The sequence below is a fragment of the Dehalococcoidia bacterium genome, assembly GCA_021295915.1.
GTDB lineage: Bacteria > Chloroflexota > Dehalococcoidia > Lucifugimonadales > UBA1123 > VXRN01.
On sequence record JAGWBK010000060.1, the window covers coordinates 9,442 to 21,481 of the forward strand.

General features: G+C 58.8%; 12 protein-coding genes and 1 pseudogene. 12 read left to right on the forward strand and 1 reads right to left on the reverse strand.

All coding sequences use genetic code 11. From position 1 onward, the window contains the following. Nucleotides 1–256: 256 nt before the first annotated feature. From dprA to J4G14_13945, 12 genes and pseudogenes are all read left to right on the forward strand, one after another. Entirely contained in the window at nt 257–1,375 is a 1,119-nt protein-coding gene (dprA, locus tag J4G14_13890; GenBank protein ID MCE2458881.1) for a DNA-processing protein DprA, read from the forward strand. Between the two features lie 5 nt (nt 1,376–1,380). Further along, a complete protein-coding gene (gene topA / locus J4G14_13895) occupies nt 1,381–3,681 on the forward strand; it encodes a type I DNA topoisomerase (protein MCE2458882.1) in 2,301 nt (766 codons plus the stop codon). A 1-nt stretch (nt 3,682) separates the two neighbouring features. After that, entirely contained in the window at nt 3,683–4,606 is a 924-nt protein-coding gene (locus J4G14_13900; GenBank protein MCE2458883.1) for a tyrosine recombinase, read from the forward strand. After that, entirely contained in the window at nt 4,603–5,043 is a 441-nt protein-coding gene (gene aroQ / locus J4G14_13905; GenBank protein MCE2458884.1) for a type II 3-dehydroquinate dehydratase, read from the forward strand. The genes J4G14_13900 and aroQ overlap by 4 nt, the downstream gene beginning before the upstream one ends. Before the next feature lie 41 nt (nt 5,044–5,084). After that, nucleotides 5,085–6,119, forward strand: a complete 1,035-nt coding sequence (locus tag J4G14_13910) for an aminopeptidase P family protein (protein MCE2458885.1) — start codon at nt 5,085–5,087, stop codon at nt 6,117–6,119. A gap of 51 nt (nt 6,120–6,170) precedes the next feature. Beyond that, a pseudogene (gene efp, locus J4G14_13915) lies at nt 6,171–6,714 on the forward strand (elongation factor P). 1 nt (nt 6,715) lies between these two features. Then, entirely contained in the window at nt 6,716–7,921 is a 1,206-nt protein-coding gene (gene xseA / locus J4G14_13920) for an exodeoxyribonuclease VII large subunit (GenBank protein MCE2458886.1), read from the forward strand. Between the two features lie 18 nt (nt 7,922–7,939). Continuing rightward, entirely contained in the window at nt 7,940–8,590 is a 651-nt protein-coding gene (locus J4G14_13925) for a DUF4389 domain-containing protein (GenBank protein ID MCE2458887.1), read from the forward strand. A 17-nt stretch (nt 8,591–8,607) separates the two neighbouring features. Beyond that, nucleotides 8,608–8,883 (forward strand): exodeoxyribonuclease VII small subunit, encoded by a 276-nt coding sequence (locus J4G14_13930; GenBank protein ID MCE2458888.1) that lies wholly within the window; start codon nt 8,608–8,610, stop codon nt 8,881–8,883. After that, nucleotides 8,883–9,542, forward strand: coding sequence for a PHP domain-containing protein (locus J4G14_13935; GenBank protein MCE2458889.1), 660 nt, complete (start codon nt 8,883–8,885; stop codon nt 9,540–9,542). The genes J4G14_13930 and J4G14_13935 overlap by 1 nt, the downstream gene beginning before the upstream one ends. 1 nt (nt 9,543) lies before the next feature. Further along, nucleotides 9,544–10,419 carry an aminotransferase class IV gene (locus J4G14_13940; protein ID MCE2458890.1) on the forward strand — a complete coding sequence of 292 codons (876 nt, stop codon included), beginning with the start codon at nt 9,544–9,546 and terminating at the stop codon, nt 10,417–10,419. 47 nt (nt 10,420–10,466) lie between these two features. Next, a complete protein-coding gene (locus tag J4G14_13945) occupies nt 10,467–11,255 on the forward strand; it encodes an SDR family oxidoreductase (protein MCE2458891.1) in 789 nt (262 codons plus the stop codon). Between the two features lie 14 nt (nt 11,256–11,269). Here the strand turns inward: J4G14_13945 and J4G14_13950 are convergent. Then, nucleotides 11,270–12,040, reverse strand: a 771-nt coding sequence (locus J4G14_13950) for a fumarylacetoacetate hydrolase family protein (protein ID MCE2458892.1), incomplete at its 5' end; no start/stop codon positions are given.

Genomic DNA, 12,040 nt, shown 5'->3' on the forward strand with positions numbered 1-12,040 from the left:
GTGGCCGAATAGGCGCGACTGGAAATCGCGTGTCGTCTGTATAAGGCGACCGTGGGTTCGAATCCCACCCTCTCCGCCATACCATTGCCGCAGTGCCAGCCAGGCATGTTCCCCAATTGAACGCGATGTGGTCTGCTGGCACGTTCTAAGAGACCACTTTCTCAGTTCGTGATCATCGGGACTCTGACATGAACCGTTCACACGTTGCTGTCTGGGGTTGTTAAATAGTCATTTTGGTGTAGAATACCGACCGAAAATGGAAACGTCTGAGCTAAAATATTGGGTTGCGTTCAGCCGCGTGTCGCGGGTTGGCCGCGCTCGACTAGCGTTGCTGGAAGGAAGCTTCGGCTCGTTGGCCAGCGCGTGGACGGCCAGTGCGGCGCAGTTGCAGCAGGCCGGACTCGACCGGGGTACGGCGCAGCATGTCGCCGAGACCCGGGGCAACATCGACCCGGACTCGGAGATGGAACGAGTGCAGCAGACCGGGGTCACGGTGCTAACGTGGCACGATGAGGACTACCCTCCCCGACTGAAGGAGATCTACGATAAGCCGCCCGTAATCTACGTTAAGGGTGAACTTGACTCGTCGGATGAGAGGTCTGTTGCAGTCGTGGGCACACGAAGACCGACTGCGTATGGACGAGAGACTGCGAGACAGTTAACGTCAGACTTGGCCCGTAGCGGTGTGTCCATCATCAGTGGACTGGCGAGGGGCATTGACGGGATCGTACATCGGACAGCCCTGGAGGAAGGGGCTCGAACCGTCGCAGTGCTTGGTAGCGGTGTGGACGTGATCTACCCGCGGGAACACGGCAACCTGGCCGACGACATCGCACAAAACGGCGCCGTCATATCTGAGCACCCGCTTGGCGCCAGGCCCGATGCCCAGAACTTCCCGCGCAGAAACAGAATAATAAGCGGGATGAGCATGGGAACCCTGGTGATCGAGGCGCCTGAAGGAAGTGGCGCGCTTCTCACTGCCAGGCACGCGCTCGAACAGAATCGAGAGGTGTTCGCCGTTCCGGGAAGCATACTGTCGCCCGGCTCCAAGGGCGGCAACCAGCTCATTCGGGACTCGGGGGCAAAGCTAGTCACGTGCGCAGAAGATGTCATGGAAGAGTTGAACCTGTCTGCCGCCGAGCACCAGCTTGAGCTTGCTGCCTTCTTCCCAGAGGACGAGGCGCAGGCGGCAGTGCTGAAGTTCGTGACCTTTGACCCGATCCACATAGACGAAATAACCAGAAACTCCGCCCTTGCCGCCTCGACAGTGGGTGGCGCCCTAACTATGATGGAATTAAGGGGACTCGTTCGACAAGTGGGTGGAATGAACTACGTCCGGCTGCGGGAGACCGTGGCAGAGTACCAGTCAGTGTAGGGAAAATGGCAAAAGACCTCGTCATAGTAGAGTCGCCTGCAAAGGCAAGAACCGTCCAGAGATTCCTGGGCAACAACTACGTCGCTAAGGCCTCCATGGGTCACGTACGTGACCTTCCGAAAAAGGACATGGGCGTCGAAATAGACGACCGAAGCTTCGAGCCGACTTACCGGGTAGTCAACGGCAAGGGCAAGATTATCTCGGAGCTGTCCAAGGAGGCGAAGCAGGCTAACATCGTCTACCTCGCCACAGACCCGGACAGAGAGGGCGAAGCTATCTCGTGGCACCTGATGGAGGCTGCCAAGATTCCGGCCAACAAGGCGAAGCGTGTCGTGTTCCATGAGATAACACGTGACGCGATAGCGGAAGCTTTCGACAATCCCCGCGAGTTGGACCACTCCCTCATCGACGCTCAGCAGGCACGACGCGTACTCGACAGGATCGTGGGGTATAAGCTCAGCCCGCTGTTGTGGTCGAAGGTCCGCCGCGGGCTCTCGGCAGGCCGCGTGCAGTCCGTCGCACTCCGACTGATCGTGGACCGTGAGGCCGAAATCAACGTCTTTGTGCCGGTCGAGTACTGGACGATAGACGCGAACCTCTCCAAGCGACCGCGCCAGGGCTCCAAAATCGAGTTCAAGGCTCGGCTCCACTCCGTAAAGGGAACGAGGGGCCGAATCGAGATTCCAGACCAGGCGACCAGTGACGAAATATTGCTGGACATACGGGGAGCGGACTATTCGGTAACAAGCGTACGTGTCCGCGAGACCCGGAGCCGACCGTCGCCCCCATTCATCACGAGCACACTCCAGCAGGAGGCGGCGCGTAAGCTGCGCTTCAGCACCCGCCGGACCATGTCGGTCGCCCAGCAACTCTATGAGGGGTTGTCGTTGGGGAGCGAGGGCGATGTGGGACTCATAACCTACATGCGTACCGACTCCACAAACGTGGCCTCCCAGGCACTGCAGGAGACATCAGACCTCATCAAGCGCAAGTACGGGCCCGAGTACGCCCCCGCCAAGCCACGGACATACACGCGGAAGGTGAAGGGAGCGCAGGAGGCTCACGAGGCGATCAGACCCACGTCGGTGATGCGTGAACCCGAGTCTGTCCGAAGATTCCTCTCCAACGATCAGGCGAGGCTGTACGACCTCATCTGGAAGAGAATGGTCGCCAGCCAGATGTCGGACGCGCTGTTCGACTCCACGTCGGTGTCGATCGGTGTTACAGGAACCTCCTCGGGCAGGGAGTACGAGCTGCGCGCGAACGGGTCCATCCTGAAGTTCGCCGGTTTCCGCGCCGTCTACCTGGAAGGCAGGGACGATGCTGACGACGATGACGCGGACCACCCTCCCATTCCCAAGCTGACCGAAGGAGAGGCGCTCGATTGCCTGGGGATCAACCCAGAACAGCACTTCACCAAGCCGCCGCCGAGGTTCACAGACGCCTCGCTGGTCAAGGCTCTCGAAGAAGAGGGCATCGGCAGACCAAGCACGTATGCCTCGATCATATCCACGCTTGAGCTGCGTGACTACGTCACCAAAGAGGGCTCGAGATTCACGCCCACCAACTTGGGCAAGGCCGTGACTGGTCTGCTGGTACAGAACTTCACAGATGTGATGGATGTCGGCTTCACTGCCGGCATGGAGGAGAAGCTGGACGACATCGCCGAAGGCGAGCAGCAGTGGATTCCTGTAATTGGACAGTTCTACGATCCGTTCGAGCAGGCCATCGAAAAGGCCATGAAGGAAGCTGACCGCGTTCCCCGTGAGATGCTAGAAGAGCCAACCGGAGAGATGTGCGAAGAGTGTGGAAAAGAGTTGGTCATCAAGAGCGGGCGATTCGGGAGATTCATGGCCTGCACCGGATATCCAGACTGCAAGAACACCCGGCCCGTTGAAACTCCAGAAGAGAGGGCTGTTCGGGAACTGGTCAGCGAGGATGTCGACGAACTGTGCGACAACTGCGAAAAGAGAATGGTCGTCAGGAACTCGCAGAACGGGAGGTTCCTCGGCTGCAGCGGGTATCCCGAGTGCAAGAACGCCAAGCCTCTCCGCGTGGGTGTCGCGTGTGAGAAGTGCGGCAGCGACATGATCGAGCGCAAGCAGAGGGGTCGCAACGGCAGAATCTTCTATGGCTGCATCAATTACCCTGACTGCAAGCACACGGTCAACCCAATGCCTCAGCCGTGCCCGGGATGCGGCAAGTTGCTGGTTTCGCAGGGGCGCAATCGCCGCAACGCCCGCTGTTTGGACGACACGTGCGGTTTCACTGGGCCTGTTCCAAGACTCGAACCTGAAGCGGCTTAACATGGACGCGCAGCTCTGGGGCGAGACGATGGACCGATTTCGCGACCACCTCGTCGCGGAGCGAGGCCTCGCCGAACTCACGATTCGCAACTACCTGTCCGACCTGGAACCACTGCGTGACTACATGCAGAATCGCGAAGTTGCAGCGTTCGTCGATCTGGACAGGCGGACTGTGCGCGGGTACCTTTCGTGGCTTCACGAGTTGGGGTACGTACGACCCAGCATTGCGCGTAAGCTGAGCGCACTACGGACACTGTTCAAGTGGCTCAACCGCGTAGGCATTGCGGAGCATGACCCGCTGCCGCCCCGGGGGACTTTCAAGGTCGACTCGCGACTCCCCCGATTCCTGTCCCAGGAAGAGGCGTCAGAGTTGATGGACGCGCCGGACCTGACCACACACAAGGGCATGAGAGACCGGGCTCTGCTGGAGCTCGTGTACGCCGCCGGTCTACGGGTGAGTGAGGTCCACGACCTGAACGTCGATAGCGTCAACATGGTCACGAGAGAGGTACGAGTTGTAGGCAAGGGGTCGAAGGAGCGAATTGCCCTCATAGGTGAATCGGCCAGGGACGCGCTCAGTCTATACATGTCCGAAGTAAGGCCCGAAGTGGCCTCTTCAGACGAGGGCGGAGCGCTGTTCGTGAACCGCTACGGGAATCGTCTGAGCCAGCGCAGCATTCAAAAGGCGGTGCGAAGTTACGCTGCGCACAGCGGGCTTGGGACTCAGGTCCACACTCACACCCTTCGCCACTCATTTGCCACCCACCTTCTCGAGGGCGGCGCCGACCTGCGAGTGGTGCAGGAGTTGCTGGGCCATGCCAGCCCGGCGACCACCCAAGTATACACGCACATCACCAAGACCGAGGCACGCAAGGCATACATGCAGGCGCACCCGCGCGCAGGTGCGGGGAGCGGCGCCGATTGAAGGTCCTGATAATCAACGGCCCCAACCTGAACAACCTCGGACGCCGTGATGCCAGTCACTACGGGGTGACAACGCTTGCACAGATCGAGGAGGCGCTCGGCGAGCGTGCATCGGAACTTGGCGCCGAAGTTGACTTCTTCCAGTCGAACCACGAGGGGGAGATCGTCGACTTCATCCAGAGGTCGACTGACGGTGCAGATGGAATCGTCATCAACGCGGGTGCGCTAACCCACTACGGGCTGTCAATGCGAGATGCGCTGACGGACTCCCGACTACCTATCGTCGAGGTCCATTTGTCCAACATTCACGCACGAGACGAGTTCAGGCGTCACTCTGTCATTGCCGACATAGCAGTTGGACAAATAGCTGGGATGGGATGGCGTGGGTACATATACGCGCTCGACTTCCTCTCAGCGCATCTTGGCGAACAGGCGTGACTGACAACACGTCCCACAGACTCCTCAGGCTCAGAGAGCATATGGCTGAGCAAGATCTGGATAGTTTCCTGGTCTCCTCAGCCGCGAATCGCCGCTATCTGTCGGGGTTCACCGGCTCCAACGGCCAGCTAGTCATTACCGCCGATGAGGCCATTCTTGCCACCGACTTCAGGTACATCGAGCAGGCCCAGTCGGAATCGCCAGGATTCGATGTGCGCCATATCAGGGGAGGCGAGCCCTGGTTTCCTGCTGTCGCTGTCGAGGTCGGGATGCACAGAATTGGGTTCGAGGCAGACGACATGAGCGTCGCTGCGTTCAGCCGGCTGCAACGCGAGGTCGAGGAGTCTGAGAGCGACCTGCGGGTGGACTTCGAAGAGACGGCTGGTGTGATCGAGTGGATCAGGGCCGTCAAGGACGGCAACGAGATCGAGGCGCTTGACCGTGCGGTGCAGATAGCCGACGAGGCCATGGCCAAGATACAGCGCGAGATCCGAACAGGCATGACGGAGCAAGAGGTTGCCTGGGAACTGCACAAGGAGATGCGCAGACTGGGCGCCGAAGGGCCGTCGTTCGATACGATAGTCGCAGTCGGGCCGAACGCCGCCCTGCCCCACCATCGTGCTGACGACACAGTCGTGCGAGATGGTGAGCCTATCGTAATCGACATGGGAGCGACCTACCGGGGCTATCGCAGCGACCTGACCAGGACGTTCGTGGTTGGAGAGCAGGACGACACGTTCCAACACATCTATGGTATCGTTTTGCAGGCTCAGAAGGCCGCCATCGAGGCCGCAAGACCAGGTATGACCGGCGAGGAGATCGACTCCGTAGCCCGCGAGGTCATCACGGACGCGGGATATGGCGATGAGTTCGGTCACGGTCTGGGTCATGGTGTCGGACTCGTCATACATGAACGGCCAATGGTGGTCCCGAGATCACAGGACGTCGTAGAGGACGGCATGGTGTTCACCATAGAGCCGGGAATTTACATTTCAGGCTGGGGCGGTGTAAGGATCGAGGACGTTGTGGTCATGGAAGACGACAGAGCTCGACCACTGACCAGATCGCCGAAGTAGGGCCGTTGCGATAAGCCCAGCCAAAAGGGAAGGCCAACAGGTGCTAGTCAGATGACTATCGGATACGGAGACCTCAGAAAAGGCATGGCCATCGAGTTGGACGGCGTTCCATACCTCGTGGTCGACTACGCGCGCTCCGACTATGAGGATTAGATTCAAGGACATCCGCAGCGGACGGGTGCTTGACAGAAGTTTCTCCGGATACGACGTTAAGCTGACTCCAGCAGACGTGGAGCGTCGATCGGCACAGTACATCTACGACGAAGACGACCTTTGCTACTTCATGGACACTGACACGTACGACCAGTTCCCACTGACTCGGGGAGACATCTCCGAGGAGCTGAACTACCTCAAAGAGGGGATGACCATTGACTTGGTATTCTACCAGGGCAACCCGATCGCAGTGGACATGCCCCTTACTGTCGATCTGGTAGTTGCGGACTCACCACCCGGTCTCAAGGGAGACACCGCGACAGGCGCCACCAAACCGGCTACGTTGGAGACCGGTCTGCTTATACAGGTCCCACTCTTCGTTAACGCAGGGGAGACGGTAAAGGTGGACACGAGGTCTGGCAGCTACCTGTCCAGGGTCTGACATGGCGCTGATCTACGGCGTCTCACAGGTCACTGCGTATCTCAGGGACCTGCTGTCCTACGACGAACTGCTAAGCGATGTCTGGATCGAGGGCGAGGTTGCCAACCTGCGTCGACCAGGCTCGGGTCACTCGTACTTCACTCTTCGGGACGGCAGCAGTTCTCTCCGGTGCGTCCACTTTCGGAACTCGCGGGGTTCTGAGCACCTGCAGGATGGGGCCGCAGTAGTAGCCCACGGCAGGATATCTCTCTACGAAGCACGAGGAGACCTTCAACTCGTCGCAGATGTGATCCAGCCTGAGGGCGTGGGCGAGCTTCAACTCCGTCTGGAACAGCTTAAGGCCCAACTGGAACGCGAGGGGCTCTTTGAGGCGTCGAGAAAGCGACCCCTGCCCTTCTTTCCCAAACGAGTCGGAGTCGTCACGTCACCAACCGGGGCCGTCTGGCAGGACATTCGCACCGTCGTCAGCAGGCGTTTCCCGATGGTCGAGCTAGCGCTGGCACCGGCTATGGTCCAGGGAGACGCGGCTGCGGGAACCATCGTCGAAGGGATAGTCGCCCTGAATGATGAGCCAGATATAGACGTCATCATCGTTGCGAGGGGTGGAGGCTCCCTTGAGGATCTGTGGCCTTTCAACGAGGAACCGGTTGCCAGGGCGGTGTTCTCCAGTCGCGTACCAGTCGTGAGTGCGGTGGGACATGAGACTGACTTCACCGTGTGCGACCTGGTGGCCGACGTCCGGGCGCCAACCCCGTCGGCGGCGGCGGAGATGGTCGTGCCAGACAGGATGGAGCTGCTGCATAGGTTGTCGGCGTCAGTCCACCGGGTCGAGAGCTCGGTGACTCAGCAGGTGGATGCCGCGACAGGTGACGTAGGGCAGTTCTGGGCTAGGCTCGGACGTGCGGTACCGGAGGTTGACCAGCTCAGGCTCAGGGTCGATGACCAGCTCGACTCGGCAAGGACCATGCTGATTCACAGGGTCGAGCTGTTGAGTGGTCAAGTCGACAGGCTACAAACTGCACTGCGAACCCTGTCTCCTCAGGACACCTTGCGACGCGGTTACTCGATTGTTGTTGATCGAGAAAGTGGGAATGTGGTGACCGCAGCGAGCGAAACCCGGCCCGGCAGTTCACTGGACATTACCCTCAATGAGGGTACAATTGCGGCAAAAGTGGAGGAAGTATCGACCGGTCCTGTAGAACCCTAGCCTCCGCAGGAGAAGATGATGGTCTATTCCACTGACATATACCCAGTCCAGTTCAGCGTTGAGTACCCGGAAGAGGGCAGCAACAGGCTCACCGCACTCGTCCGAATCATCCTGGCGATACCCATATTTATCATCATCGGGCTTATATCAGGATCATTCGTAAATGCCGGTGACTCCGACTCGGCCTGGAACTCGGGCGAAACCAGTGTGTTACTGGCTGGTTTGGGACTGTCCTTGGCCACAATGCTGATGATTGTGTTTCGAGGAAAGTACCCGCGCTGGTGGTTCGATTGGAATCTGGAGGTCAGTCGCTTCTCTGCCAGGGTGGGCGCATACCTCTTCCTGCTCCGGGATGAGTATCCGTCAACGGATGAACAGCAGTCTGTCACGCTGGAGATCGCCTATCCCGATGTTCAGGGCCAGCTCAACCGGTTCCTGCCTCTTGTTAAGTGGCTGCTTGCGATTCCGCACTACATAGTCCTGACAGTACTCGGGATCGTCGCGCTTGTCGTCGTGTTCCTGGCCTGGATTGCCATCCTGGTTACTGGCCGCTATCCAGTGTGGATGTTCAACTACATAGTGGGACTGTTCCGCTGGGGCATTCGAGTGGGAGCCTACGCGTTCCTGCTGACGACAGACCGATATCCGCCGTTCAGGTTCAGTGAGTGATGTCTACAGAGGATTGCATGTCGACTGACGAAACCAACATTGAAACCAAGGCAATTGAGGACCTCTCCTTCGAAGAGGCGTTGGAACAACTGGATGAAACGGTGGATGCACTGGAGTCGGGCTCCCTCACCCTGGCGCAGTCGATGTCGATGTACGAGCGGGGTATGAAACTGGCGCGAGTCTGCAACGAAATGTTGACGTCGGCCGAGATGAAGATCACGCGAATCCGTACAGCATATGGCGAGCAGATGCGGATGGTTGACGGCGACGAGGGAATGGACGTCGGAGACTAATGCTTAAGGCCGACTTCCACATGCACACTCACTACTCTTATGACTCGGACATGAGTCCAGAGACATTGGTGGCGCGGTGCCTCAAGGTCGGGCTGAACTGCATAGCAGTTACAGACCACAACACCACAGAGGGTGCGTTTGTGGTACGCGACATCGCGCCTTTTACGGTAATCATAGGAGAAGAAGTGGGGACAGCTGAGGGGGAGGTCACCGGCCTGTTTCTGCAAGAGACGATTCCCCGAGGATTGACGCCACTTGAAACAGCCAAGAGGATAAAAGACCAGGGTGGACTGGTTAGTCTCCCCCACCCGTTCGACAGGTTCAGAGGTGAGGTGATAACACGGAGCGGCATAGAAGACGTGCTGCCCCATGTCGACATAGTGGAGGTCTTCAACTCACGAAACAACATGGACGCCGATAACCGGAAAGCCCACGAGTTCGCTCAGGAGCACGGTCTTCTGACTTCAGGCGTCAGCGACTCTCACACTCCCATTGAACTTGGGAGGACCTATGTAATCATGCCAGAGTTCGATGGCACACCTGAAGGATTCAAGGAGGCGCTTGCCCAGGGGACCATACATGGCAGGAAGATGTCGCCACTGATTCACGCCGTGACCTCGCTCACAAAGATCAAGAAGCGGCTGTTTGGAAGGCGCTAACGTGGCTGACCAACGTGAGTTCCTGACATACGTCAACGGGCAGGTCATGCCGTATTCCCAGGCCCTGCCGGAGTTACAGCGGATCAATGTGAGATCGGCTGGAGGCTACTACGATTCGGCACGCACTTTTGGCGGAAGACCGTTTCAACTGCGCAGGCACCTCGAGAGGCTGTTCAGCGGGCTGAGATACTCCAACATAGACCCGGGCATTACGATCGACGACATGGAAAAGACCTCGCGGGGAATTGTGGAGGCGAACTTCACCCTGATGGAGGGCGGACTTGGCGACATGGTGGTCACACAGACGATCACTGTGACACGCCCAATCGCTGCTGACGACCTCCCGAGTGTCGATATTGCCATCTATTGCACGCCACTAGAGTTCAGCGGATTCGCGCGTAGCTACGTTGAGGGCGTCAGGCTCTACACTCCGATCAGCTACCCAAAGCCACAGGAAGCAGCCGGTGACGGCAAGAGTGGGAGCACTCAGACTCTGGCGTTGATGGTCAATGAAGGCGGCTTCATTACGGAGTGTCAGGGTGCGAACTTCATGTTCGTGGCAGATGGCAGGATCAAGCTGCCTGACCGAAGGAACGTTCTTCCCGGTGTCAGTATGCACACCGTCCTGGAGCTTGCGAGTGTCCTGAACATCGACGTTGACGAGGGGCTGTACAGTCCTTCGCAAATTTATGGCGCTGACGAGGCGTTCGTTTCCAGTACCCGCTACTGCATGCTTCCAGTCGCGACGCTAAATGGATACCAGTTCGGGCAGTCGACTCCCGGCAGCGTCACCAGCGGACTGATGGCAGCGTGGAAGGAAATGGTCGGTATAGACTTCGTCCAGCAGGCGCTGGACTCGATATCGGGTAACCATTGAGCAGGAGAAGCCCACCGACGACCTAAAATCATCTGGGAGGACCGACGATGCTGCCACATGAGTTTGACGTAACGGGCAAGACCGTAATCATCACGGGTGCGGCACGAGGTATAGGTAAAGGCATCGCCAGGGTCCTGGCTCACTCGGGTGCACGTGTAATGGTCACTGCGCTCACAGACAGGTACCTGCAACCCTTTTCGGAGGGGATGAAGATTGCAGGTTATCCGATCCTTACGATGACGGCTGACGCAACAGACACCGACGACTGGCAGCGGACGGTAGACTATGCGCTATCTGAGTGGGGCCACATAGACGTGCTGATCAACAACCTGGGGGACGCGATACGAAAGCCGCTAATTCCCTCCCCGGGATCAGACGGCACGGCCATCAGCGACGATGAATACAGGTTCGTGCTGGACATCAACCTGACTGAAGCGTTCAAGGGCTGCCGTGCGGTGGGCCCACACATGATCGAGAGGGGCAGAGGTCGGATCATAAACATCAGCGGGTTCGCGGCCAGGAAGGGTTCGCCGGAGATGCTGGTGTACTCGACAGCCAAGGCCGGCCTCGCTCGACTTACCCAAACCCTGTCACTGGAGTGGGCGCCTTACGGCGTAACGGTTAACTGCATAGCCCCCGGAATCTTCCCTGATCCCGAGACTGGTGACCCTGAACAGGTCGCGAGGTCACGAGAGAACGCCAGGGACACGGTTCCTCTGGGCCGCGCGGGTGATCTGCGGGAAGTGGGCTTCCTAGCGCTGTTCCTCGTGTCAGATGCCTCCGCGTACATGACCGGGGAGACGCTGTACCTCGACGGCGGGCTGAGTCACGCCTAATAGAGGCGCACTCGCTACACTGCCATCACGCCGTTTTCGAGCGATCCGATGCCCTCTATTGTGATGGTGACTACGTCCCCCTCGTGCAATGTGAACTCAGGCGGCGGGACAATTGCCGTACCGGTGAGAACGGTTGTCAGGTCTGGCACAAGGTTATGGCGTTGAACCCAGTCTGCCAACTCCTCGCAGGTCCGCCCCATCAGGGATGTCGAAGTCTGGTCAGTCCAGACCTCCTGACCGTCACGGATGATGGAGCAGGAGATGTCGAGGTTCATCGGATCCAGGTCTTCAGCAGTCACAAAGCAGGGGCCAATCGCGCAGCACCTATCGAACACCTTGGCCTGCGGGAGGTAGAGAGGGTTCTCGCCCTCAATCGACCTGCTGCTCATGTCGTTCCCGATCGTGTAACCGACGATTTCGCCCCTGTACAGAACGAATGCCAGCTCGGGTTCAGGAACGCTCCACTCTGAGTCTGATCTGATTCCAACGTCCTCGAACGGGCCGACACACCGGTCCGGTGTCGCCTTCAGGAAGACCTCTGGACGGTCGGCGGTGAATACCTTCGCGTAGACATCCGGGGTATCGCTCTCACGCTGCCGCTCCATTTCGCTAGTCTTATAGGTGACTCCCGCGGCCCATACTTCGGGCGGCTCGAAAGGCCTGTCCAGGCGGTAGTAGCCGTCACCTTCCCTGGAACGGTCCATGACCTCGCCAAGGTCGAATCGGTCGGCGTCACCTGTTTCGAGTATGAGTTGGGCAATCTCGTCAACCGAACTCCCCGACAG

Coding starts and splice junctions, on each gene's coding strand:
- J4G14_13930 (MCE2458888.1), top strand. CDS start 8,608: ATGTCGACTGACGAAACCAACATTGAAACCAAGGCAATTGAGGACCTC.
- xseA (MCE2458886.1), top strand. CDS start 6,716: ATGGCGCTGATCTACGGCGTCTCACAGGTCACTGCGTATCTCAGGGAC.
- topA (MCE2458882.1), top strand. CDS start 1,381: ATGGCAAAAGACCTCGTCATAGTAGAGTCGCCTGCAAAGGCAAGAACC.
- J4G14_13900 (MCE2458883.1), top strand. CDS start 3,683: ATGGACGCGCAGCTCTGGGGCGAGACGATGGACCGATTTCGCGACCAC.
- J4G14_13945 (MCE2458891.1), top strand. CDS start 10,467: ATGCTGCCACATGAGTTTGACGTAACGGGCAAGACCGTAATCATCACG.
- J4G14_13935 (MCE2458889.1), top strand. CDS start 8,883: ATGCTTAAGGCCGACTTCCACATGCACACTCACTACTCTTATGACTCG.
- dprA (MCE2458881.1), top strand. CDS start 257: ATGGAAACGTCTGAGCTAAAATATTGGGTTGCGTTCAGCCGCGTGTCG.
- J4G14_13910 (MCE2458885.1), top strand. CDS start 5,085: ATGGCTGAGCAAGATCTGGATAGTTTCCTGGTCTCCTCAGCCGCGAAT.
- J4G14_13925 (MCE2458887.1), top strand. CDS start 7,940: ATGGTCTATTCCACTGACATATACCCAGTCCAGTTCAGCGTTGAGTAC.